Source organism: Aquimarina discodermiae (assembly GCF_040786235.1).
Taxonomy (GTDB): Bacteria; Bacteroidota; Bacteroidia; order Flavobacteriales; family Flavobacteriaceae; genus Aquimarina.
Genome location: NZ_JBFMKP010000002.1, coordinates 207,547 through 232,712 on the forward strand (window position 1 = coordinate 207,547; position 25,166 = coordinate 232,712).

25 protein-coding genes and 1 pseudogene are annotated in these 25,166 nt (G+C 32.2%); 11 read left to right on the plus strand and 15 right to left on the minus strand.

Features of this window, described 5'->3' with window-relative positions; translation table 11 throughout:
- Positions 1-103 precede the first annotated feature (103 nt).
- A complete protein-coding gene (locus tag ABW636_RS01785; protein WP_367588235.1) occupies positions 104-598 on the plus strand; it encodes a hypothetical protein in 495 nt (164 codons plus the stop codon).
- Between the two features lie 7 nt (positions 599-605).
- Here ABW636_RS01785 and ABW636_RS01790 read toward each other — a convergent pair whose 3' ends face one another.
- Together ABW636_RS01790 and ABW636_RS01795 are read right to left on the minus strand one after the other, a co-directional pair.
- Positions 606-1,337: a LytR/AlgR family response regulator transcription factor gene (locus ABW636_RS01790; protein ID WP_367588236.1), complete on the minus strand. Its 732-nt coding sequence runs from the start codon at positions 1,335-1,337 to the stop codon at positions 606-608.
- Positions 1,337-3,544, minus strand: a complete 2,208-nt coding sequence (locus ABW636_RS01795) for a histidine kinase (RefSeq protein WP_367588237.1) — start codon at positions 3,542-3,544, stop codon at positions 1,337-1,339. Before ABW636_RS01795 ends, ABW636_RS01790 begins: the two co-directional genes overlap by 1 nt.
- Positions 3,545-3,762: 218 nt before the next feature.
- Here ABW636_RS01795 and ABW636_RS01800 point away from each other — a divergent pair, with 218 nt between their 5' ends.
- The 5 genes from ABW636_RS01800 to ABW636_RS01820 all read left to right on the plus strand — a co-directional run bounded on the left by ABW636_RS01800 (position 3,763) and on the right by ABW636_RS01820 (position 7,918).
- Positions 3,763-4,932 carry a vWA domain-containing protein gene (locus ABW636_RS01800; protein ID WP_367588238.1) on the plus strand — a complete coding sequence of 390 codons (1,170 nt, stop codon included), beginning with the start codon at positions 3,763-3,765 and terminating at the stop codon, positions 4,930-4,932.
- A gap of 156 nt (positions 4,933-5,088) precedes the next feature.
- The gene (locus ABW636_RS01805) at positions 5,089-5,589 is read left to right on the plus strand and encodes a DUF7000 family protein (RefSeq protein WP_367588239.1); all 501 of its coding nucleotides are present in this window, start codon (positions 5,089-5,091) and stop codon (positions 5,587-5,589) included.
- A gap of 61 nt (positions 5,590-5,650) precedes the next feature.
- A complete protein-coding gene (locus tag ABW636_RS01810) occupies positions 5,651-6,160 on the plus strand; it encodes a hypothetical protein (protein ID WP_367588240.1) in 510 nt (169 codons plus the stop codon).
- Between the two features lie 274 nt (positions 6,161-6,434).
- A complete protein-coding gene (locus ABW636_RS01815; RefSeq protein ID WP_367588241.1) occupies positions 6,435-7,202 on the plus strand; it encodes a LytTR family DNA-binding domain-containing protein in 768 nt (255 codons plus the stop codon).
- An 86-nt stretch (positions 7,203-7,288) separates the two neighbouring features.
- Positions 7,289-7,918 (plus strand): intradiol ring-cleavage dioxygenase, encoded by a 630-nt coding sequence (locus ABW636_RS01820; protein ID WP_367588242.1) that lies wholly within the window; start codon positions 7,289-7,291, stop codon positions 7,916-7,918.
- Between the two features lie 7 nt (positions 7,919-7,925).
- Here ABW636_RS01820 and ABW636_RS01825 read toward each other — a convergent pair whose 3' ends face one another.
- Positions 7,926-8,945, minus strand: a complete 1,020-nt coding sequence (locus ABW636_RS01825) for a PorP/SprF family type IX secretion system membrane protein (protein ID WP_367588243.1) — start codon at positions 8,943-8,945, stop codon at positions 7,926-7,928.
- A 243-nt stretch (positions 8,946-9,188) separates the two neighbouring features.
- Here ABW636_RS01825 and ABW636_RS01830 point away from each other — a divergent pair, with 243 nt between their 5' ends.
- From ABW636_RS01830 to ABW636_RS01845, 4 genes are all read left to right on the plus strand, one after another.
- On the plus strand, positions 9,189-10,100 hold the full coding sequence (locus ABW636_RS01830; RefSeq protein WP_367588244.1) for a NifU family protein: 912 nt from the start codon (positions 9,189-9,191) through the stop codon (positions 10,098-10,100).
- A 125-nt stretch (positions 10,101-10,225) separates the two neighbouring features.
- The gene (locus tag ABW636_RS01835) at positions 10,226-10,426 is read left to right on the plus strand and encodes a dodecin family protein (RefSeq protein ID WP_367588245.1); all 201 of its coding nucleotides are present in this window, start codon (positions 10,226-10,228) and stop codon (positions 10,424-10,426) included.
- A gap of 155 nt (positions 10,427-10,581) precedes the next feature.
- Positions 10,582-12,618 (plus strand): thioredoxin domain-containing protein, encoded by a 2,037-nt coding sequence (locus ABW636_RS01840; protein ID WP_367588246.1) that lies wholly within the window; start codon positions 10,582-10,584, stop codon positions 12,616-12,618.
- A gap of 323 nt (positions 12,619-12,941) precedes the next feature.
- A complete protein-coding gene (locus ABW636_RS01845) occupies positions 12,942-13,640 on the plus strand; it encodes a hypothetical protein (protein WP_367588247.1) in 699 nt (232 codons plus the stop codon).
- A gap of 196 nt (positions 13,641-13,836) precedes the next feature.
- Here ABW636_RS01845 and tnpA read toward each other — a convergent pair.
- Positions 13,837-14,282: pseudogene (gene tnpA / locus ABW636_RS01850) on the minus strand (IS200/IS605 family transposase).
- Positions 14,283-14,656: 374 nt separating this feature from the next.
- Between tnpA and ABW636_RS01855 the strand changes: the two are divergent.
- Complete coding sequence (locus tag ABW636_RS01855; RefSeq protein ID WP_367588248.1) at positions 14,657-15,367, plus strand: hypothetical protein; 711 nt, start codon at positions 14,657-14,659, stop codon at positions 15,365-15,367.
- Between the two features lie 94 nt (positions 15,368-15,461).
- Here ABW636_RS01855 and tsaB read toward each other — a convergent pair whose 3' ends face one another.
- From tsaB to ABW636_RS01910, 11 genes are all read right to left on the minus strand, one after another.
- On the minus strand, positions 15,462-16,124 hold the full coding sequence (tsaB, locus tag ABW636_RS01860) for a tRNA (adenosine(37)-N6)-threonylcarbamoyltransferase complex dimerization subunit type 1 TsaB (RefSeq protein WP_367588249.1): 663 nt from the start codon (positions 16,122-16,124) through the stop codon (positions 15,462-15,464).
- A 77-nt stretch (positions 16,125-16,201) separates the two neighbouring features.
- A complete protein-coding gene (locus ABW636_RS01865) occupies positions 16,202-17,719 on the minus strand; it encodes a TolC family protein (RefSeq protein ID WP_367588250.1) in 1,518 nt (505 codons plus the stop codon).
- A gap of 45 nt (positions 17,720-17,764) precedes the next feature.
- On the minus strand, positions 17,765-18,886 hold the full coding sequence (locus ABW636_RS01870; RefSeq protein ID WP_367588251.1) for an efflux RND transporter periplasmic adaptor subunit: 1,122 nt from the start codon (positions 18,884-18,886) through the stop codon (positions 17,765-17,767).
- Between the two features lie 24 nt (positions 18,887-18,910).
- Entirely contained in the window at positions 18,911-20,176 is a 1,266-nt protein-coding gene (locus ABW636_RS01875) for an ABC transporter permease (RefSeq protein ID WP_367588252.1), read from the minus strand.
- Between the two features lies 1 nt (position 20,177).
- Positions 20,178-21,410, minus strand: a complete 1,233-nt coding sequence (locus tag ABW636_RS01880; RefSeq protein WP_367588253.1) for an ABC transporter permease — start codon at positions 21,408-21,410, stop codon at positions 20,178-20,180.
- Entirely contained in the window at positions 21,403-22,104 is a 702-nt protein-coding gene (locus ABW636_RS01885; protein WP_367588254.1) for an ABC transporter ATP-binding protein, read from the minus strand. Before ABW636_RS01885 ends, ABW636_RS01880 begins: the two co-directional genes overlap by 8 nt.
- A gap of 182 nt (positions 22,105-22,286) precedes the next feature.
- Positions 22,287-22,523 carry a CAMCR motif-containing small membrane protein gene (locus ABW636_RS01890; protein WP_367588255.1) on the minus strand — a complete coding sequence of 79 codons (237 nt, stop codon included), beginning with the start codon at positions 22,521-22,523 and terminating at the stop codon, positions 22,287-22,289.
- Positions 22,524-22,734: 211 nt separating this feature from the next.
- Positions 22,735-23,277 carry a DUF420 domain-containing protein gene (locus ABW636_RS01895; protein WP_367588256.1) on the minus strand — a complete coding sequence of 181 codons (543 nt, stop codon included), beginning with the start codon at positions 23,275-23,277 and terminating at the stop codon, positions 22,735-22,737.
- Entirely contained in the window at positions 23,270-24,004 is a 735-nt protein-coding gene (locus ABW636_RS01900) for an SCO family protein (RefSeq protein ID WP_367588257.1), read from the minus strand. Before ABW636_RS01900 ends, ABW636_RS01895 begins: the two co-directional genes overlap by 8 nt.
- An 8-nt stretch (positions 24,005-24,012) precedes the next feature.
- Positions 24,013-24,666, minus strand: coding sequence for a hypothetical protein (locus tag ABW636_RS01905; protein ID WP_367588258.1), 654 nt, complete (start codon positions 24,664-24,666; stop codon positions 24,013-24,015).
- 127 nt (positions 24,667-24,793) lie between these two features.
- Positions 24,794-25,153: a cytochrome C oxidase subunit IV family protein gene (locus tag ABW636_RS01910; protein ID WP_367588259.1), complete on the minus strand. Its 360-nt coding sequence runs from the start codon at positions 25,151-25,153 to the stop codon at positions 24,794-24,796.
- Between the last annotated feature and the right edge of the window lie 13 nt (positions 25,154-25,166).

Below are 25,166 nucleotides of genomic sequence, written 5' to 3' on the forward strand. Positions count from 1 at the left end.
ATTTAAGTATTTTTTTCCTATTTTAACATGATCATATAAGTATTTAGCTATAAGCCTTTTACGAATATGAATTGATCCTCAAATTACCCCTAAAACGATCATCATGAAAAGTTGTCTTTATGTACTAATTGCCTTTCTTTTTACCACATCAATAACTGCTCAAAACAGAGTTCAGATCGATGGAAGACTAAAACCTCATCTCGATCAATTTTTTGAATACTGTAAAAAATATAAAATAGACTACCACGACAAGCTTTTTAAGCTCAAAACAATAGATATTGTAGACACACTTCATGTAAGTCCCAAAGCTTCTACACTAGGTATGGTTACCCGTAACAAAAACAACGAAATAGAAAATATTATTATTAGTTGGGTAGCTATGTTAGACCAAGAGATTCTTAAAGTAGTGGCTTTTCATGAGTTTGCTCACTACTTCTTAGAGTACGATAAACACGTTTGTGATGATTGTGGCAAAATTATGTCTGTTGTAAATTCTAGTTATTTCGAAATTGTTAGAGATTGGGACAATCAAATAAAAATTTTATTTGAAGATGCTCCTTTACTTACCAAACAAAAAACAATGGTTTATTTAGAGTAACATTTTTTTATTTAAAGTAATCCAACAAGGTTCCTTTTTTAGAAGAGGAGACAGCCAACTCTTTACCAGAAGAAAGGACTATACTCCCACCCTTCCCTTTTCTATAACGGGTTATTTTGCTAACATTCACCAAATAACTTTTATGGATTCTGACAAAACCATGAGACTGCAAAGATTCTTCAAAATACTTAAGTGTCTTACTTACTAACTTTTGCCCTTTATCAAGAAAGATTTTGGTATAGTTATCGTCTGCTTCACAATATAAAATATCGGCGATTTGCAACACCTCAAAACCATCTTGCTTCGGAATCGTAATTTTACCTTCTGCAGCGGTTATTTTCGGCTGTAAAATAGTGTCTTGCAATACAGCTTCTCGTTGTTTTATATGTGTTACATGTTCGACCGCTTTGATGAGATTATCAATGGCAATTGGCTTTAACAAATAATAAGTGGCTTGTGCATTTAATGCATCAACGGCATAATGATCGTATGCAGTAACGAAAACAATTTCAAAAGTACGATCTGGAACCTTTTCTAACAGGTCAAAGGCATTTCCATAAGGCATTTCAACATCTAGAAACAACATATCTGGCGTATGAGTTTGCAACAAATCCATAGTTTCCTGAACACTGGCAGCTTCTCCCAGAATTGTAACAGATGGACAGTATTTGCCCACATAATTACTTAATATATCTCTATTATTCTTTTCGTCATCTACAATTATTGCCGTTATATTCATTAGTCTTTTTTAAGAGTTAATTTTACTTGTGTTCCCTCTGTATCATTAGTAAGATCAGACACCAAAACATCTACCTTATCTTTGTACATTCTGTTAAGTATTGCTATTCTTTTTTGAATATTTCCCATACCCTTTGATTTTTGCGCTTTCTGATTAAGGGTTTTCAGATCTTTAGACTTCTTGCGTCCAATGCCATCATCCTGAATGATAATTTCTAAGCTATCATTTGTTTTCTTTTTAAAACTTATAGTCAACAGCCCCTTTTCTGTTTTATAACGTAGCCCATGCCAAACAGCATTTTCTACATAGGGTTGTAATAACATAGGAGGAATTACATACTCATCTATATTAATAGCTTCATCTACATCAATCGTAAAATCAAATTTATCTTTAAATCTAAAATGCTCTAATTGTACATATAACCTTAATAATTCTATTTCTTTATCTAACGGAATAAAATCTTCTTCACTATTTTCTAAAACTGCTCTCATTAACAAAGAAAAATCTGTTAGATATCTGTTTGCAGTTCTTTCATCACTAGTCGCTATAAAAGTATTTACAGAATTTAAAGCATTAAAAATGAAATGAGGATTCATTTGTGAGCGCAATGATTTTAATGCCAGAATATTGTTTGCATATCGTTGTTGCTTCATGTTTCTGAACATTAAATATGCTGCAAAAAGCAATAGAACTGTCAACCCTATCAAAAAATATATAACTATTTGTTGACGCAGGCTTTGTTGGTCTGCCAATTTCTGAGATGCAAACGCCAATTCGTATCGAGCTTCATTTAACTCTCTATCCTTTTCTAATGTCGTGATACGGTTTGCTCTTTGGGCCAATTCTCTTCTAAACCTTTCTGCTTGAGAAATCTCTTGTTCTTTTTGAACGTATAACCTATCGATAATTACTTCATAAGCTTTAAAAGTCTCAGAAGCTTTTTTCAGCTCGCCTTTCTCTCTATATAATTCTCCAAGTTTTCGTGTAGCATCCTTTTGTACTATCAAGTCATTCTTTGAAGCAGCTTCTTTAATACTCTCTTTTAAATAAGGTATTGCTTCGTCATATTCATCCTGAGCAGCAAATGCTTTGGCAATTTTATAATTCTGAACCTGAGCGCTTAAAATATTATCATCAACAGAGGCTGGGGTTACATTACTTTCTTGCTCCATCTCTTCTATATCTTCAAGAGCTTCTTTCCTTAATTGTATTTCTTTATCGTAACTATTACTCTTATTATAAAAATCTGCAGCTACCGTATTTTGTCTTGCCGACGTTTTTTTATCTTTTCTCTTGGCAAGTTGTACCGAATTATCCAAATACCCTTCTGCATCCGTCACCTTACCTTCTTGTTGTAATATCACCGCTAATTTCGAATTTAGTAAAATCACTTCATCATCTAATCCTTTTCTCTGACTTATAGAAAGTGCTTTGTTATAATTCAAAATTGCTTCAGAATATTTATTTAACCCTTTGTTACTATCTCCCAACCCTATATATACAGCTACTCTTTGGTTGTTATTTAACCTGGATTTTAATAATCGCGAAAAAGTATTAAGTGCCTCGTCATATTTTTTACTCTCTAATTGCACTTCTCCCAGTTTAATTTTTACAGCGGTGCTATATTGATGTTTAAGACTGGTTAGGTAATTACTTTCTGCCAGGTCTGGCTGTTTCCAATGCTTATAGATATCTGCCAACGTTTCAAAAAGTTCTGCCTTCTTTTTATCAGACGATCGATCGTCATCTCTTACTGTTTCTAAAGCCTTGGTAATATACTCTATTCCGGTCGCAGCATCTTTCCTTAACGCACCTTTTGCCTCTTGTAGATATTCTTTATAGGTATCTTCATTTTTCCTATTCGAACTAGATCGTCTATTAGATTCATTGGGATGATCTTCAACCAAAATATCGATCCTTTGTCCATCTTTGATCGTATAGTAAATCGTTTTAAAACTATCGTGAGTAATAATCAGCTCATCGCCCACTCTCGCTTTTATTTTAAAATCACCAAATATATTAGAGGTAGTTGTACTCAATCCTGGTACAGTAATCTCTACATTCTTAATTGCTTTTTGAGTACTCTTTTCTTTTACGGATCCTTTAATCAATAATGGTTGTGGTGCTGCTCTCCTCGCTCCCTCTTGAGCAAAACCTACCAAGGGGAGCATGCAAATTAACACCAATAATAAACCTATCTTTTTCATTTTATCTCTATATAGCGAAGTAAACTTAAGCATTTATACGGGATAATAAAATTGGAGAAAGACAAGTTCCCTCTCAAATTACCCTCTTTTACTCTTCAAAAATAGAGTTCCCTAATTCAAAAGATACGTTTACTCATTTATATCATTTTATCCCTAACTCATGCTTGGGCACAAAGAAAGTTGGGGCTAGTTTTATGGCAAATAAAAAAGGAAAGATTATGAAAACATTATTAAAACTTGGTATTGCTTGTTTGTTGATCACCATCTCATGTAATGCAAACAATACCTCTAATACAGAATTAAACCTTACTAAAAAGCAAAGTCATTTATTATATACCACCAAAACTGATCCTGATACCCGAAACATACAGGTAGCCCTACTTCTCGATACTAGTAATAGTATGGATGGGTTAATTGATCAAGCCAAAGCACAACTTTGGGAAATTGTTAATGAGCTTTCTTATGCCAAATGTGGGCATTATGCTATCAAACTAGAAATTGCATTGTATGAGTATGGTAACGATGGTTTACCATCACAAGAAGGGTTTATAAGACAAGTCCTTCCCTTTTCCGATGATCTAGATGAAATATCAAAACAACTTTTTGCACTTACCACAAATGGTGGAAATGAATATTGTGGTAAGGTCATTAATACATCTATTAATCAACTTGGATGGAAAAAGAATAACGATCATTTAAAACTAATATTTATTGCAGGAAATGAGCCTTTTAGTCAGGGGCCGGTTGATTATAAAGATGCAGCAACAGATGCTATGGAAAAAGACATCACCATCAACACAATTTTCTGTGGTAATTTTCAACAAGGTATTCAAACAAAATGGAAACATGGTGCAGATATCACGAATGGAGAATATAGTGCTATAGATCACAACCGAGAAACGGTACATATTGTTACTCCATACGATGATATCATACTTCAACTTAATAATCAACTAAATGACACATATATTTACTATGGACATCATGGTGCTCAAAAAAGAAGCTTACAAGCAGAACAAGACAAAAATGCGAGTTCATATGGAGCTGCGAATGCTGTAAGTAGAACAATTAGTAAAAGTTCGGGTTTTTATAAAAACAAAAGCTGGGATTTGATCGATGCGGCAGAAGATGAATCTTTTGAAATTGAAGAAGTAGCAAAAGAACAATTACCTAAAGAGCTTAAAGGAAAATCTAAAAAAGAACTCAAGCAATACGTTGCCAAAAAAAGTTCTGATCGCAAAAAAATTCAGCAAAAAATACAAGAATTAAACAAAAAAAGAATTGCATTTATTAAGAATAGTAGTAAAAAAGAAGGCGGTAATCTAGAAGCGGCTTTGGTAAAAGCAATTAAAAAACAAGGAGAAAAAAAGTCATTTAACTGGGAGTAGTCAAAAAACTACCTGGAAACTTTATTTCCAGGTAGTTTTTGTAACAAAACATTAAGTTTTTAATATCAAAAATTAAGTATCTTTTACATCATGTAAGAGTTTTTTATTTGCTGGTAATACACTCCCTAATTAAACACTTTGATATAGATTACAAAAATGAAAAAAACACTTAATGAATATATACACGAATATAAAACACAATTACAAAAAGGCGATATTAAATATGCATATCGAGGGCTAATGGAATTTATGGTAAATCTTAAAAACGATTTACAGCATACTTGTCCACAGTATAAATTATCAGCTACTACTCATCAGGGGTATATGGATATTACATATTTCTCCTTTACCAACAAGTTATTAAAAGGCAATCAATTAAAAACAATTATTTTGTTTAACCATGAAACATTCAATTTTGAAATATGGTTAGCCGCGCAAAACAAAAAGATTCAAAAAAAGTATTGGGAAGTGTTTAAAAAAAATGATTGGAATACTTATTCTATTCCCTCAACAATTGTTGGACGTTATTCTATTATAGAAGGAACTCTGGCTCAACATCCAGATTTTAGTAATTTACACTCATTAAAAGAACAAATAATATCCGAAATTATTCTTTTCATTAATGAAGTAACCATGTTTTTTAACAAATTAAAGTAACACAAGTAAGCTATATACATCTTCTGCGTCCAAGTAACATATAAACTACTAACCTTGTCTTATGGAAATCACAAAATTTCATCAACTATGTGCTGCTTATGATAATGCTCAAAATAATTTTGAAGAGTATAAAAAGGATTGTCATTTATTTTCTATAGAAATTGTTCGAGAATTAAAAGCATATTATAATATCCCAGAAAGTCAATTTTCTCTTTTTAAAATAAGTGAACAAAAAGGTTTCGAGCTTGTGCCCGATGCGTTAATTCATGCGATTTCACTAGAACAAGATCTTTATTGGCATTTTGGAGTTGGTTTAACCGTTTGCAAAGCACCAGAAACCTTACCAGAAGAGTTAATATTGATTCACTTAATGTTTAGAAAAAATGAGGAAAATAAGTATTTTGTTAAATACGCTAATAGCGAAGAAGAATTCGAAGTAAAAAAAGGAGATTCATCTTCATATCAACTCTTTTTTGATTTTCTTTTCAATTTAATCATTACCTCTTACAACCAACAACTTCAGCATTTTGTAGGAGAAAAAACAACTCGAAAGCTTGGTTATCGCAAGTAATATGATCGGCAAAAAACAGATCTAAAAACCTCTTACTAAATGTTATCACTAATGAAATACCAAAATTCATAAGGCATTGAACTGTTTTAAAACAACATTAAATCAAAGAAGTAAAAAACAAATACTAACTTTGCAAACAACTAAAAATATGCAATATAGATAACACGTGCCGCATATTATAAATAATCTTTTAACCAGTTAAAATATCGTGTTTAGGTTATTTCAAAATAACGGTTCTTATAGTAATCCAATCCATACAATTCGTGTAATTGGCATGATTGGATTTATAATTGTTTCTATAATAGGAATAACTGTTTTTCAGGATTTTTTGGATGCAGTCAGAAGAAATGGTTCTTTCTATTTTAGCGAATCTATTTTATTTAAAACAATATGGGTAGTATTTATTCCTATATCGATAGTACTATATAAAGTTCTAAACAAACAAAACTTAGCTACGTTAACCAGCGTATTTTTATGTATTGTCATTGCTATTACAATTCATATTTTCGTTCTGGCTATTGTTTTTTGTTGCTTATCCCTTTTATTTTATGATAGCAGGTATGGCCTCTATAAAATATTAAGTTATACGCTTGCCAATGATTTATTTATCCTCATTCTATATTACTGTACTTTTATAATAGGTTATAAATATTGGTTAGGCTTCAAAGCAAGTTTGTTAACCACAAATAAAAAAAATCATGATCAATTTATCATCGTTACTAATAGAACTAATAATACTATTATTAAAATAGCTGATATTCTCCAGATAACAGCAACCACGCCTTATATCAATATTCATGTAGCGACTAAAAAGCATTTACATTCTGAGAGTTTAAAATCTATCGCTGCTAAATTAGATGACAAAAGTTTTATTCGTATTCATAAATCAACAATTGTTAATCTTCACAAAGTAGTTTCTTTTAAATCGAGGTTAAATGGAGATTATGATCTTCTATTAACAAATGGTACCAAAACAAGGTTAAGCAGAACCTATGCTAAGAATTTCAAAAAACATTTTGAGTTAAGTCATCAGGTCACTTAATAAAGTCATCGGGTTAGACTATTTAATTTTCACACCAATTGTCGCAGGATTACTTTTATCCTAAATTATTAAAAAACAATTAACGTATGAAAATTAAAAACACACAAAACCCTTTACTAATACTAACTATATTCATGATAACCATAGTTAGTTCGTCACAATCAAATAAAGTACTAGGAGGAATCTGTGATGGTTGTGAGGCATTATTAGAATACGGCAATACACCATTGTCTCCTATCGATACATTACCATTATTCGAAAACAGTCGACAACAACTCAAAATTACAGGTACGGTATATCACAAAGACAAAAAAACACCTGCAAAAGATGTTATCTTATATATTTATCACACTAATCAAGCTGGAATTTATCCTACCAAAGGAAATGAGAAAGGATGGGCAAAAAGACATGGTTATATTCGTGGATGGGTAAAAACAGAAAAAAATGGTCAATATACATTTTATACTTTTAGGCCAGGAGCATATCCCGGGCGAAATGCACCCGAACACATCCATATTACGGTCAAAGAACCAAACAAAACAGAATATTATCTGGATGATTTTGTTTTTTCGGATGACCCTATCCTCACCAAAGAAAAAATAGCAAAATTAAAAAACAGAGGTGGTTCTGGGATAAAGAAGCCCATTATGATCGATGGTATATCAACCATACACCGTGATCTTATCTTAGGGCACAATATCCCAAATTATAAATAAATGGCTTCTATTTTGAATTTACAGCTGGACAATTACAATCCCATCTTTCTTTACGTTTTCCAAAATCATATCCTAACGTAAGTTGATGAAAACCACCGTCACTTAATACTACAGAATTGGATTGGTAGCTAAATGTATACCCTACCATCCATTTCTTGTAATTAACTCCTAAAAAAGGAGTTATATATTGCAATTGTTGACTTTCGATTTCAGTACCGTTTTGAGAAAACTCTGCTCCATCTAAACTACGTCTGTATGATATACCTCCCCAAACTGACCCGAAACCAACATCTCTATACACTTTTAAGTTACCATCTATAGAACGTTCTTTTGTCTCATCTGTAGCTTGATACAAAATAGAAGGTTCTAAACTCCATCTGGTACTACCTATACCAAATAATCGCCCAACAGAAAATACATATCTACGTAAGTTATTAGACTCTTGTATAGGAGTATTATTAGTAAAAATATCACGATTGACAGGTAAGATATTTTTGGCTGTAAAATGAACATACCATTCTAGAAAATGATATGACATCCCAACGTCTATATTATAATAAGCATCTTTCTGAACTCTATCTAAAATAACAGGATCAGGATCAGAAGGGTCATCCAACCCTCTAAGATCCACATTAGATTGTACAAAACCACCGCTCATACCAAAAGACAACATATTTAGATCTGTTCTATCCCTAGAAAATAATAAATGGTATGCATAGGTTACATAAAAACCTGTTTGTTCAAACCTACCGTTTTCATCCTTATAAATAATACCTCCCAGACCAGATTTTTCTCCAGCCCTAAAGTTTATATTAAAAGTTTGCAGATTAGGTGCATTATCGACATCAAACCATTGTTTTCTGGCAGTTAATCTTATTTTATTAGCATTAGATGCTCCCGCCATTGCAGGGTGTACTAAGTATAAATTATCAGAAAGGTAATCTGCATATATAGGTATTCCTTCTTGAGAAGATACAAATTGAGAAATTACCAATAACAATGTTACGTAATATGTTTTCAAGTTCATTTGATTTCTATTAATTATGGGGCGCATAGAATTTAGTGAATCTAAACTATTCAAGCAGCATACATTTACAAACCTTACTTTTTTATGTTATACTATTGCTAAATAGTGCAGCAAAGATATAAATTTTTATAAGAACCCTCACAGCTTATACATTTTAAAGCGAAATAGTTAAAAAGTATCAGTATCCTATATCGTAGGATCAATATCGTATTGCTTTTTTGTAAATTTGCTCAAAATAAGCACATGGAAAAGAATTTTGAAGTAAAAATAGAAACAACTTCTAACCCAGGTATTGTTAAATTTGAAGCAAATTACTTTTTAACACAACATACCAGTTATGAGTTTGAGAATATAGATCAAGCAAAAAATGCACCTCTTGTACAACAATTATTTTATTTACCTTTTGTAAAAAGAGTTTTTGTTGCTCAGAATTTTATTGCCATAGATAAATATGACATTGTAGAATGGTCTGATGTTCAGGAAGAAGTAGCGGTACAAATCCAAAACTACTTATCCACTGGAAAACCTGTCGTAAACGCAACTGAAACTGATGCCAAAAAGAAAGTTCCGGTTACTATTTATGCCGAGAGTACTCCCAATCCCGCAGTACTTAAGTTTGTAGCTAATAAAAAACTGGTTACCTCTGGACATGAATTTAAAAATATAGACGATGCGACGCATGCTCCTTTGGCTCAGGAATTATTTCATTTTCCATTTGTTAAAGAAGTATATATTGATGAGAATTATATTTCTATAAGTAAATATGACATGGCAGATTGGAATGATGTCACACAAGAGGTACGAGAGTTTCTTCGCGGTTACTTAGAAATGGGTAAAGAAGTACTATCTGAAAATGCTACCATTGCAAAAAGTGATGTAGAAAAACAAGCTGATACTGATTTTGAAAAGCTTGATGACGTTTCTAAGAATATTGTTAATATTATTGAAGAATATATCAAACCTGCCGTAGCAAGTGATGGAGGAAATATACTATTCGATTCTTATGATCCTAAAAGCAAGGTTGTAAAAGTAATATTACAAGGAGCTTGCAGCGGATGTCCTTCATCTTCGTTTACTTTAAAAAACGGAATCGAGAACATGCTAAAAGAAATGCTTAAAGATAAAGTTGCACATGTAGAAGCCATTAATGGGTAGTACAACGAAAAAACAGCACTCATATCGAGGATTTTGTTAAAATATTGATTGCTTTTTCAAAAAAGAAGCAACATAAGCCGTATCTTAGAGATATTCTTTAAATTTTAACTTAAAATCTAACAAAAATGGCAATTATTAAAGTTATTGAAGTACTGGCAAATTCTGAAAAAAGCTGGGAGGATGCAACCAAACAAGCAATAAAGCATGCGGGAAAAACGGTAAAAAATATTCGTTCTGCATGGGTAGCTGATCAAAGTGTTGCAATAAAGGATAATGAAGTAACAGAGTTTAGAGTAAACCTTAAAATCTCTTTTGAGATCAAATAAAAAAATCTAGTTTTTTTTTTGAGAAGCATTCTGGTCATTACAGAATGCTTTTTATATTTTTAGAAGATTTTTTTAAAACAATTACTGTGAACTATTCCTGGCTTCTTATCATTATTATTATAACTGTCTCTTGTACCAGTCAAAACAAATCATCAATGAAACACTCTTATACCAACGACTTGATTCATGAAACCAGTCCATATTTATTACAACATGCGCATAATCCTGTAAATTGGAGACCCTGGGGACAAAAAGCTTTAGATCAAGCAAAAAAGGAAAATAAACTTATTATTGTAAGTATAGGGTACGCGGCATGCCATTGGTGTCATGTAATGGAGCACGAAAGTTTTGAAGACCCTAAGGTTGCAGAAATAATGAATGCAAATTACATCAATATTAAAGTTGATCGCGAAGAAAGGCCAGATATCGATCAAGTATATATGAGTGCTGTACAATTAATGACAGGTAGTGGTGGTTGGCCTCTTAATACGGTTACCTTACCCGACGGGAGACCAGTTTGGGGAGGAACTTATTTTCCTAAAGGAGATTGGATAGAAGCTTTAAACCAAATTTCAGATTTATATAAAAATCAACCTGAAAAACTTGTTGAATATGCCGATAAATTAGCTCTGGGGATAAAAGAAGTTGATTTAATTGAAAAAAACACTAATGCAATCAATTTTAACCTGGACTTTATAGACAGTGCTGTTAAACAATGGAGTAAACACTTTGACCATCAAAAAGGAGGGACTACCAGAGTCCCAAAGTTTATGATGCCAAGCAATTATAATTTCTTACTAAGATATGCGCACCAAAACAATGACAAAGAATTACTTGATTTTGTAAAAACCACCTTAACAAAAATTTCGTTTGGAGGGGTCTATGATCATATAGGAGGAGGATTCTCCAGATATGCTACCGATGGAAAATGGCATGTCCCTCACTTCGAAAAAATGCTATATGACAATGCGCAATTGGTTAGTTTATATGCCGATGCATATTTGGCTACGGGAGACACTTGGTATAAAGAAGTAGTCTATGAAACCCTTAATTTTGTTACTACAGAACTTACTAATAAAGAAGGAGCTTTCTATTCTTCATTAGATGCTGATAGCAAAACACCTCAAGGTGAATTAGAAGAAGGTGCATTTTATATATGGACTAAAGAAGAGTTAAAAAAAATACTGGCAAATGATTATGATTTGTTTAAAGAATACTACAACATAAACTCTTTTGGTTTATGGGAAAAAGGAAATTATGTGCTAATAAAAAATAAAAGCAACAAAGAGTTTGCTATAGATCATTCGATAGGAGCTGTAGAACTTTCTGAAAAAATTACGAAATGGAAAAAAATACTACTTACCGAGCGAAATAAAAGACCCAAACCCAGGTTAGATGACAAAACATTAACATCATGGAATGCATTAATGCTAAAAGGGTACGTAGATGCTTATCGAGTCTTTGGAGATGAGAAATTTCTTAATGCTGCTATAAAAAATGCAACCTTCATAAAAAACACACAGTTAAAAGAAGATTATTCTTTATTTCACAACTATAAAGATGGTAAAAGTACAATTAACGGATATCTAGAAGATTATGCATTAGTTACCGAGGCATTTATCGCATTGTATCAAAATACATTTGACCAGCAATGGTTAGACATTTCAAAACAACTTACAGAGTATACTTTACTTCATTTTTTTGATAAAAATAAAAACGTATTTTATTTTACTTCAGATCAGGATCCCGACCTCATTACCAGAACCATGGAATATCAAGACAATGTAATTCCGGCTTCCAATTCTATTATGGCCAAAAACCTGTTCTTGTTATCACATTATTTTAACCGTTCAGGCTATCTAGAAATAAGCAAAAACATGCTTCATACTATTCAACCGCAAATAGAACAATATGCCTCTGGATATTCTAATTGGTTAGAACTCATGCTCAATTTTACATTTGATTTTTATGAGTTCGTTGTAGTTGGTCCCGACATGCGCACAAAGATAGAAGAAGTTAATAAGCGCTATATTCCTAATATGCTTATTGCAGGCAGTAAGTTTGACTCAGACACCCCTCTTATTAAAAATAGATTTGTTTCTAACAAAACACTTATCTACGTATGCCAAAACAGTACTTGCAAATACCCTGTAGAAAACACAACAGAAGCCGTGAAATTGATTACAAACTAAAATCATACTATATTAAAAAACAAGAGTATTTATTCTTCAATAATATACATGGTATGATTTATTTTATTCTGTTAAAAAAACAGAATAAAAAACACGCACAACCAATTAAATTTCAGACAAATACACAAAAAAAAATATTAATTTTATGGTTTTAACGTAAAAAAAGTATGTGGATAATTTGTTAAAATATCTGTTTTAATCCTAATAATTCATAAAACAAAAAATATCATTGAAATATTCTCAAAAATACAATCAAAAAAGCAAATGAATTTGCAAACAATTCAAACTTTCGGTAAATTTATCATAATTCAACCCTTAAGCTTATGAAAATTTTTACTATAATTTTATACATTTCTGTATCTTCAACATTGTTTGCTCAATTACCTAAAAGTTTAATTACACCTCTTAGTAAAACTTCTGATTTTTCCAATTATAAAGGTTCTATCTATATGAACTATAACTATGAGCAATCTACCGTTATCCATGAAAAATCAAGAACATATGATGCCGAACTTAAATATAATATACACACTGATGCAATAGAATTCAACAGTAAGGGCCAAGTTTATGAAATTAAAAAAAATGTAACCACTCACGTAAGGATAGATGACAGTTACTTATATTACTGTAATTTTGAAGATAGATACGGTACTTCTAGAAATGGTTATTATATATTAGTAGAATTGACAGATCGTTATCGTATCTACAAAAGGTTAACTACGAAAATAATCAAACCTCAAGAAAGAACCGCTACATCTGTAGAAGTCCCTGGTATTGTAAAAATTAATACTAAGTACTACATAGAAGAAGACCAAGTAATCATGGAATTACCTAAGAATAAAAAAAGTATGCTTGCTCTTTTTAGTGATAAAGAAGATGAGTTAAAAAAATATCTCAAAAAAGAAAAAATTAGGTTAGGTAAAGAAGAAGATTTAATACGTTTGGTCGCCAGATATAACGCACTTAAAAGTTCTGACTCTTTATCCTCAAAAAGTCTTTTAAGTAACTCAGGAAACTTATAGATTCTTATAAAAACATACTATAAAACCTCAAATTCGTTGATCAAGGGATTTGAGGTTTTATAATATATTTTTAGAGTAATTAATTAAAAGCAACATCAATAAATTTATAATAGAATAGTATTTTTTACAATAGTTCTAAGAGAAATATTCATATTTTTTTACCAATGAACTACCCCGAGGCAGAGCTATCAGGGTATCAAAATAATTTTAGTTGATTTAGATGTAGTTTTTCGTATTTTGATTCCCCTTGATTTTGAAGGTATTTCTTTATAACTTCTTCATTCGCATATTGACCAACCGTATTAACATAATAACCACTTGTCCAAAATTTTCCACCCCAAAGTAAACGCTTGACTTCTGGGTGAAGACGAAAAATCTCTTTTGCGGTAATACTCTTTAAGGATCCTATTATTTTTTAGGAGAATCCACAGGAACACTCTGTATCAAAAAATGAACATGATTCTGATCTAAACCGATCTCGACAAAACTTATTTCATAACGCTCTTCTATTTCTAAACATAGATCCATAAACGTTTTTGAAACACTTTCTGGTAATACTTTTCTACTATACTTGATAGGACAAACGAAATGATATAATAGCAAACTCTTATTATGACTTTTATGGATATGATCACTCCATATAAACAAAGATAAGAATATCTAAAAGCGACACTCGAGGCTGAGCCTTGAGGAATTATAGATTAACATCCAAAAAAAGAATATTTACGTAGAAAATACTTAGCAAACAAAAAGATGAAACAATACAAAAGTGTTAACATTACACATACTCCTCTTAAAATCAGAATAAAAAGAAAATTTCATTGTTACACTGAATAAAATACATAGTAAAACAGTAATTAATTTATGTATATACCATATAAAAATCACCTGTTTACAATGAACTTTTTTCGTTCTTTGCAAGAAAATAGATTATTCACAGTAATCTCAATTGACTTTCAAATTGTTTGCGTAACATCATGTTTTTATTCAACTTATTTTAATCTAAATGCTTCTATATGAAAAAACTTTTACTTATTTTATTCTTGACTATATCGTCTACACTTTTAGCTCAATTACCAAAAAGTTTACTTGCGCCTGTTACTAAGGTCACAGAATTTGATGATTATAAAGGATCCATTTATTCTAAAATAAACTATAAAGAGTCTAGTGTAATAGACGAACAATCTGGAACGTACACGGCAAAACTTAAATACAATATTCATAATGATGCCTTAGAACATAGTTCTGATTCTGAAACATTTGAAATTAGAAAACAGACTACGGTTCATGCCAGAATTAATGACAGTTATTTTTACTATTGCAATTTTAAGGATCAATATGGCACTCCTAGAAACGGGTACTATATTTTAGTAGAACTAACACATAAATATAGCATTTATAAAAAACTAACTCTTGAAATTAATCATCCTCAGGAAAAATCTACCATAAGTGCTAGTAGTGTGCCACCAAAACCAGGAAGCCTAAAGGTAATCACCACCTATTATCTTGAGGAAGCTGGTGTGATTGTTGAGTTACCTAAAAACAAAAAGAACGTGCTTGCTACTTTTAGTGACAAAGAAATTGAGCTAAAGAAGTACCTTAAGAAAGAGAAAATTCGTTTTGGTAAAGAAGAAGATCTTATTAGGTTTGTAGCGAGATATAATGCCCTAAAAAGCTCTGATTCGATTCCTGCAAGTCTTTTAGGAAACATCTTAAATAGAAATTAGAAAAACTAAGTTTTTTATACCATATAGAAAATGCCTTCTGTAAAATACAGAAAGCATTTTATTATTTGAAATATTTTTTTTATCAAAAAAAACTTTATCCTGCAACAAAATCCTTTAAATAATATGGTTCAAAATACCCGACATCCTCAAACTCTTCTTTTAAAAATTTAGTATATGAAGGCAAGGCCATTTCATTTGCAGAAGGTAATTTATCTAAAATAAAAACTGCGTTTTTTTCAGTAGATATTTCAGAAAACTTTGCTACCCCATTACCTATAAAATATACCTCTTTTTCATCTAGAAACTCTTTAAACGACGTGGTAGTTAAAATCTCTGCTTTTGTTTCTCTAACCTGTTCTCCCGCATCCGAAAAAACCGCGGCGTACACTTCCATTCTTCTCGCATCAATCATCGGCACAATATATACATCTTTTTTATCTGAAACTTGTAGAGATAACACTTGTAAAGTTGGCACAGAAAGTAAAGGAATACCCAATGCATAACATAACCCCTTGGCCGCAGAAACTCCTATTCTTAAACCTGTATAAGATCCAGGCCCTTTACTAACAGAAATAGCTTCCAAATCTTTATAAGATATGGCTGCATCACTAATCACCGTATCAATAAAATTATGTAATCGTTCTGCATGAGAATAGGAAGCACTATAATCTTCTTTTAAAACAATTACTTCTTTATTTTTTACTAAAGCAACAGAACAATTTGTAGTTGACGTTTCTATACAAAGAATATAGGACATGTATTAAAATTTGCGCAAAGGTAGCTTTTATATTACAATCTTTTTTACACCATCAAATAGAATTACAAATAATTATATTACAACTTAATATCGGCAATCTTTAAGCCGAAATACAATTCTAAAACCTTCAGTTTAAAAATATAATCAAATTTATTTTGTACTTCTTTACTCTGTGCATCTTCTAATCTAAATTTTGATTGGCTAAAATCAAAGGCGTTCGTTAATCCAACATCATAACGATCTTTTGCGTATTCATAAGCTCGTTCTTGTGCTTTTACAGAAACTAAAGAAGCTTCATATGCTTCTGCAGCTCCTCTGGCATCTAGATAAGCTTGATATACATTACTATCTAAGTCCAATTCAGTTTGCTCTAGCTGAAAAGCAGTTCTCTTAACATTTATCTTATTTCTTTTCACAGCATTTCTGGCCGAAAATCCATTAAATATCGGAACTTGCAAAGATAACCCATAAGAAATTCCATCATTGGTATACAACTGGTCCACAAAAGGAGCTGGATCCTGCTCGACAAGCAGTGTATTAGGAAATTGTCCAATAACATTCTGCCCGGTCGCTTCTACACTACCGATACTCTGTGTTAAAACCGGATTATCGGGATCTACCGTTTGCGTAAATCCTTTGGCTCCCGATTCTCTGGTGTTATAATTAAAAGCCCCACTTAGTGTAGGATAATAAGCACCTCTGGCGATCTCCAGATCTTTTTCGGCAATCAGTTTATTCTGCTCTGCGATCTGCACTTCGTATCTAGATTCTCTTGCTTTTGCTATTACCTGATCTATAGGTCTATTAAGGATTTCTGATCCTGGAACCAAATAATCTTTTTCTGCAATATCAAAGCTCTCATAATTCTTAATCAGTAACCTTTGCGCTAACCCTATCAATGCTATTTGCACAGCATTTTCTGCCTGTACAATTCTTGTTAATTCATCGGCAGAGGTTGCTTCAATTTCTAAAAGATCTCCTTGAGGCAACACTCCTGCATCTACAAGATCTTTTGTTCTTTGTAATTGCTCTAACGTAATTTCGTGTTGCTTTTCTATTACTTTTAGAGATTCTTTGTTTAACAATACCTGTAAGTAACTATTAGTAACAAATAATGCAATATCATCCTTAGATTTTCCTAAGTTATATTGATTCAATAATCTATTTAATTTTGCCCTTTGAAATTGCTTTATATTTCTTAACCCTCCAAATAAAGTTACATTAGCACTTACACTATAATTAGAGCTTCTAAATGTTTGTGTTTTGTTTTCATTGGTAATAGGGTCTGTTGACAAACCTGAGCTCCAAAAATTGGATGCAGATGCGTTTAGAGTTGGCAAAAAATTACCTATTGCATCCAATCTATCTATTTCTGAAGTTTCTACGTCTAATGCAGATTGTTTTATAGAAATATTATTCTCCAGAGCATGTGTTACACACTCTCTAAGTGTCCATTTCTTTTCTTGAGCCTGCACCCCGAATGGTAATCCAAAAAACAATGCCAAAATAGCTACAAAACTTATTTTCATAAATCTAAAATTTAAAGCTTCTTTTTCTAAAGAGGAAAAACTCTCTACCTTCTTTACTAATTTCATACTCCCAAATATATAATGTGATCTGCTTTATAATAACCGTATTAATTACTCCTCTTCCTCTTCTTTACTTTTCTTTTTCACAGGTTCTGTCTTGTTCCATACCTTGATTTCATCTTGCTCTGTTATACCCGATACAATTTCTACGTTAATACCGTCTGACAATCCTATTTTAATATCCTTTTTTTCGAATTTTTGATCTCCGGTTTTAATTTCTACATAGGGTTGTTCAGTTTCTTTATCAAATTGCAACAAAGCTTCTTTAATTACCAGAATACTATCCTTTTTTTCTAAAACTATAGAAGCATTTGCACTATATCCTGCTCTTACAAAAAAGTCCTTATCCAAATACACATCTCCTTCAATTTTAAACTGTACCGCTCCTTGCTCTTCATTTCCTTTTGGAGCTATAAATTTTAGCTTTGCGTCAAACTCTTTGCCTTGTATTGCTCCCAGACTAACTGCTAATGGCATTCCTACTTTAAGTTTCCCTACTTCAGATTCATCGACCTTTCCTTCAAAGATCATTTTATTAAGATCTGCTATAGTAGCTACTGTAGTACCATCATTAAAATTATTACTTTGTATTACCTGATCTCCTTCTTCTACTGGTATCTCTAAAACAGTTCCCGAAACAGAGGCTCTAATATTTGTTATCGCCTGTGCTCCTCCTGTAGAACCTTGTCTAATAATTTGTAAATCATTAAGGGCATTTTTAACCTCTTGTTGCCCTTGGTCATAAGCTAGTTTCACCGCCTGAAAATCTTTGGTAGAGATCACTCCCTTATCAAAAAGAGCTTTGTTACGATCATAATCTTGTTCTGCATTTGCAAGGCTTATTTTTGCATTTTGAACACGACCTCTTGCGCTATTTAAAGACTGTTCATTAGGAACCACTTTTACCTTGGCAATTAAATCTCCTGTCTTTATATCGTCTCCTTCTTCTACATAAATTTTTTCAATTATTCCAGAAACCTGGGGTTTTACTTCTACTTCTTCTTCGGGAACTACTTTTCCTGTAGCTACCGTTTTATCTTCGATAGAAGCAATAAATGCTTTTTCTGTTTTATAAGTTACCGGAGACTTACTATTAGATTTTATAAAATATCCAGCTGCAAATAATCCTCCTAGAATTAGAAAAGCTATAAAAAGGTATTTTAAAATTTTCATTTGTTACTATTTATGTTTACTTGGTTATTCTTCTCTTAATGCGTCAATTGGTTTAATACTTACGGCTCTCTGAGCTGGAATTAAACCAATTAAGGTCCCCAGCACTACCATGATTCCTAAAGCTCCTAAAACAAATGGAATGGGAACTGTTGGATTGGTATACGGAAATGTATCTTGATTTGCCGTCATTACATTGATAATAGCGAGTACTCCTGCTCCACAGATAATTCCTATAATCCCAGCAATAATTGTTAAAAAAACTGATTCCAAAATTATTTGCCCTCTTACTTCTGATGGGGTAGCACCTAATGCCCGACGTACTCCTAGTTCTTTTGTTCGTTCTTTTACTGATATCAGAAGAATATTACCAATAGCAATTACTCCTGCCAGGATAGTAGCGATACCAACTATCAATGATAAAAAGTTCAAACCATTCGAGAATCCCATAATTTTACCAAAAGCTTCTCCCAAATTAAAAGAACCAAAAGCTCTTTCATCATCTGGATGTACCTGATGAATTCTTTTTAAAGAGCTTTTAATATTATCTTCTAGAGCAATAATATCGGCATCGTCGTACGCAGCTATTGCAAACCACGAAACATTATCAGCCATATTATAAGTTCTTCTAAAAGTTGAAAAAGGAATGAAGATAGAATCATCTTGTTCAAAACCACCATCTCCCTCTAACTTATATACTCCTACTATCTGAAAATAGATATTGCTTAATTTGATAAACTGCCCAACGGGATTCTCATCTTTTTCGAATAATTCTTTACGCACGCGTTCTCCAATCACACAGACCTTACGCTCTTTTTCTACATCAGAATCGTTCAAAAACCGACCTTTATCAAATATTTTCTTTTTTGCAATTTTATCGATCACAGGATAGTCTCCAAATACTTTATAGCTTCCTGTTTTTAATTCTCTTACTACGTTTACTGGTTCATCACCAAAAACACCTTTTACATTTCTAGGAGCAATAAATTGAATATCAGGGTGTAAATTTTCTAATGCTTCTGCATCTCCCAGTTTTAATTGAATACTTCTTCCTATTTTATAACCTTCATGAGGAATACTGGTTCTTTGAGCCCAAACAAACATACTATTCTGAGCAATATCTTTGAACTCTTTTTCGAATCCATTATCCATCCCTTTGGCAGCTCCAGATAGTGCTATATAAACAAAAATCCCCCAAAGTACCCCAATAACGGTGATCACAGTTCTAAGTTTATTCTTACTTATAGAACCATAAATTTCTTGCCACGTATCTTTATCAAAAATAAACCTCATATTATTCGTCTCTAAGTGCTACAATTGGTTTTATTCGAGCGGCTCTTCTTGCAGGAATATATCCTGCTAAGGCTCCAAAAAATATCAATACTATAGTCGCTCCTATTACTGTACCTATCTCTACATATGGATTGGTAATAAAATAATCCTTAAGTGAAGTTCCTGTAAATTTTAAAATGGTCATTCCTATAAATAAACCAATGATTCCCGCAATCGTCGTTATAAAAACAGATTCTTGTAAAATCATACTCACTATCGACTTAGGTGATGCTCCCAATGCCTTTCTAATCCCAAGTTCTTTAGTACGTTCTTTTACTACAAACACCATAATATTACTGATTCCTATGATACCTGCTAACAATGTTCCAATACCTACAAAGGCAACCACAATCTGTAATATGTTTGCAAATTGCAACGTTTGCTTAACGTTTTCTGCGACATTTCTAATAAAGAGACCGTTTTGATCTTCGGGATGAATCACATGCTTATCGCGCATGTATTTATCCAGGCTTATCTCTAAAGCTTTTGCTCCAGAATAACCAATACCCAGTTTAAACCCTACGATTATCTGATCAATCTTATCTGTGTTTTTTTCTACAAGTTGCCTTGTTGTATACGGCATATATATATATCGCTCTTCATTATCACCTCCATCATCCTGAAAAACCCCGATTACTTTATATGTAATACCGTCGATTTCTATAAATTTACCAATCGCATTTTCTTTTTTCCCAAAAAGGTCTTGCTCTACTAATCTACCTATTACAACACTTTTAGACTTTTCTTTAATATCATTATCATTTACATAACGTCCTTTCATGATAATGGTCTTTTCGCAAAGTAGATGTGCAGGACCAACCGCTCTGGTTACATAAGTATTAGATTCTCCTTTATATTTGGTAAGGCCAGATCTACTAATTCTAGGAGTTATATAATCTACATAGAGCGCAAAATCTTTTTTAATATCTTCTATATCATCATTTCTAAATTCTACAACACGATTGATTGCAAATCCTTTATAGGGTTTTGAAGTTCTACCAGGAAACAACCATATGGTATTTGTAGCATCATCAACAAAAAACTCTTGAAATGTATTTTTTAGTCCATTTCCAAAACCAAAAAGGATGGTAAAAATTAAAATCCCAAGTGCAACCGTAAATCCTGAAAGGAAAGTACGCAACTTGTTTTTGCTAATTGCTTCAAATATTTCTCGCCACCTATCTCTATCAAACATATTGTGAAGCTCTAACTTGTTCTACTTGTACATCTTCTACAATAACTCCATCCTTAAGGCGCACGATACGTTTGCACATATTTGCAATATCTTCTTCATGCGTTACCACTAGTATCGTCTTTCCTTCATCATTAATACCCTGAATGATATCCATAACTTCATGAGATGTTTTACTATCCAAAGCACCTGTTGGCTCATCTGCTAATAATACTTTGGGATCTGCGGCAAGAGCTCTTGCAATTGCAACTCTTTGTTTCTGCCCTCCTGATAGTTCGCTAGGTAAGTGTGTTGCCCATTCTGCCAATCCTACTTTTCCCAAATAGTTAAGAGCCTTTTCTGTTCTCTCCTTTCTACCTTTTCGCTGATAATATAATGGTAAGGCTACATTTTCTATGGCTGTTTTATAGTTAATCAAATTAAATGACTGAAAAACAAATCCTAGAAATTTATTTCGGTATTGAGCGGCTTTTGTTTCGTTCAAATTTTTAATAGGAACATTATCCAAAACGTAATCACCTTTATCGGCTTCATCCAACATTCCTAAAATATTTAGTAATGTTGATTTACCAGAACCCGAAGGCCCCATAATAGCAACCAACTCACCTTCTTTTACATTAAAATCTATTCCCTTGAGTACATGAAGAGAATTACTTCCCATTCTATACGATTTATGTAAGTTATTTATTTCAATCATACTATCGGTTTAAGATATAAAAGGTATAAAGTATACCTAAACAAAAAAGACACACTAACAGTTCTTACTTTTAAACAAAGACCTATTATCAACTGAAGTAGTCCTGAAACATTAGACTACACCATACATATGTTTGTTACATCTCCCTTTGTTAGGAAAATGTTAAAAAAGCAAAAGCCCTTTTACAAGGGCTTTTTCGAAGTATTTGATTTCTTTTTATTTCTATAAATAAGGTATCCTACTCCTCCTATCAACACATATGGGATAATCATCAGGTAAACAATTCCATTGTTTATTCCTTTGGCCGTTTTCTGTCCTTCTTCGCTTTCTAAAACAGCCCTACACATAGAACATTGTGCTTCTGCAGGAATCGCAAACAATAAAAATAGAAGTAAGATATATGCTATATAATTTTTCATCTGTTTATAATATTGTTGTAGATGTCAGATCGAACTCGCCAAACAATCGTATTAAAAACTTTGTTACTTGTACCATACACTTAACGTATTCTTTCGGATGTTACATAAAGCTTTTTACTATAACACTTTCAATATGTATTAAAAAAAATGAAACATCTTATTTCTTCTTATCAAATCAAGCAATACAATGATCATAAAAAGATTATTAACTTTAGTAATAAGGTGATATCATTAAATAAACCACAACCCCGGTTATTGCTACGTACAACCATATAGGAAATGTAATTCTGGCTATTTTCTTATGCGATTCAAACTTTTTGGATAAAGCTCTAACATATGTAATTAGCACAAACGGAATTACTGCTATAGATAAAACTATATGGGTAATTAAAATAAAATAATACACATAACGTATTGTTCCTTCTCCACCAAAACGCGTAGAGTCACTTGTCATATGATATGCAATATACATAAGCAAAAATAAAACAGAACAAGCAATTGCAGTTTTCATCAATCTTTCATGCAGTGTAACTTTTCCGTTTTTCACCGCCCATAATGCAGCTACCAATATAATTGCTGTAACACCATTTATTGTCGCATAAATTGGTGGTAAAAAGGTAAGAGGCTCAACATCGAAACCTAACTTTCTAAGATTAACACCAAACAACACTGCTACTGCCAAAGGAATACCAATCGACAGTATTATAATCCAATTTTTGTATTTTTTTTCTGTCGGCGATAGATTACTACTCATCTTTATTCATCAATTTTTTAATATCTTTTAATAAGATTGTTATTTGTTCTTCTTCTCCGTTCTGATCTTTTTTTTCTTCTACCCCAATGGTTCCTCTGTAATAAATTATTGGGTTTCCCGACGCATCATATCTTGACCGTATATAACCATCCTGATCTATTAAAGCAAAATAACCATTATGCTCAAACCCACCTGGCACATTTGGATTTTCTGCAGCATAAATATTAAACCCAGCATTTGCGAGCTCATAAATATCTTCTCTATCCCCAGTAAGCATATGCCAATCCTGATTAGTCACACCATAATTATCTGCATACGTCTTTAGTCTTCTAGGAGTATCAAATCTGGGATTAATTGTAAAGGATGCCACACCAAAATTATCCATTCCTTTTAACTCATTTTGCAAATACACCAGGTTTCTTGTCATTTTTGGACAAATAGTAGGACAACTTGTAAAGAAAAACTCTGCTACGTACACTTTACCTTTGTAATCGTGATTTGTGACTGTGATACTATCTTGATTTAGAAAAGCAAAGTCAGGAACTTTTTTTGGCGTTCCGTTTATTTTTATATATGCCAACTTTTCATTTGCAACGGGGTTATCGGCACTCATTCTATCATTCTTTACGACAGAAGTTTTCTTTACTCGATTTACAATCTTGGGAATGAAAATTATCCCAAAAACAAGTATAATAAATGATATCCCAACGTACGAATACTTTTTCATAGCTAACTTTATTTCTCTTTACGATCAGCCTTATATTTTTTAAGAGCCAAACGATATTCTGCCAAAATCACTTTTACATCATCTTCCATTACATTAGATAAATCAGCAACCGAACTTGCATCATATCCATGCACTACATCTTTCTCTTTTCCTATACTTCCATCTCTTCCTCTTAAACTAGCATCTTTATCAATGATATAGACATAGTCTGAAGCCAGATTTGAATCTAATCGATGTGGCGTTTTCAAACTAGTAAACAAGGCCGTGATTTGTTCTGTGGTGCCAAAAAGAAATTTCCATCCAGAGACATCTGTTATATTATCTAATTCATTCAAAAGATCTTTTGCTGCATTCTCACTCCCAAAGGGAAGTATCATTACAAACTGAAAGTCTTTAAATCCATGATTTTTCTTGTAAATTTTTTGATTTAAGTTAAAAGCATTTCCTTGCTTGTTGTAGATTTCTTTACCTAAGAAACCTAGAATAGTTACTTTTTTATCAAAAGATATTTGCTCTTTTGACAAGCTCTCAAAATTCTCCAAATTGCCCACCGCTTTATTCAGCACTGGGAGTTTAGCAAAATTATGCACTCCGGATGCAAAAAATAAATATGCGACAAGCGGCAGTATAAACAAAACACCTAAAACAATAAATTTTTTCATAATATAATCGACTGATTTACCTTGAATACGCCTATGCTAAATATGGTTCACAAGATTAAGTGCAAAAATAAAAAAGACGGTTCATAAAACCGTCTTTTTTCAATGCTTTTAACTATAAGAGTTAGAATTAAAAATCCCAGCTTTTATGACCTGCTTTAAATACTTCATAAACATAATCTCCTTCTGTAAGAAGAATAAATATCAAGTAACATATCAAAAAGATCCCTGTCCAAACTACAGATCTTCTCAACCCTTTAGTCTCACCCTCCATGTGCATAAATGCCCATGTAATATAATATGCTTTCCAAACAGTAAGAATAATAAATATCCAGTTTAATAATTTCATACTAATCACAGTAGTCTCTATCATAAAAGTAGGTTTGATAATACCTAATATTACTTCAACTATTGTAATTACAGAAAGAATAATAAATACTTTCCAGATTCTTGCTATATTCGATTCGTGATGTGCTGTATCGTGTGCCATTTTATATAAATGC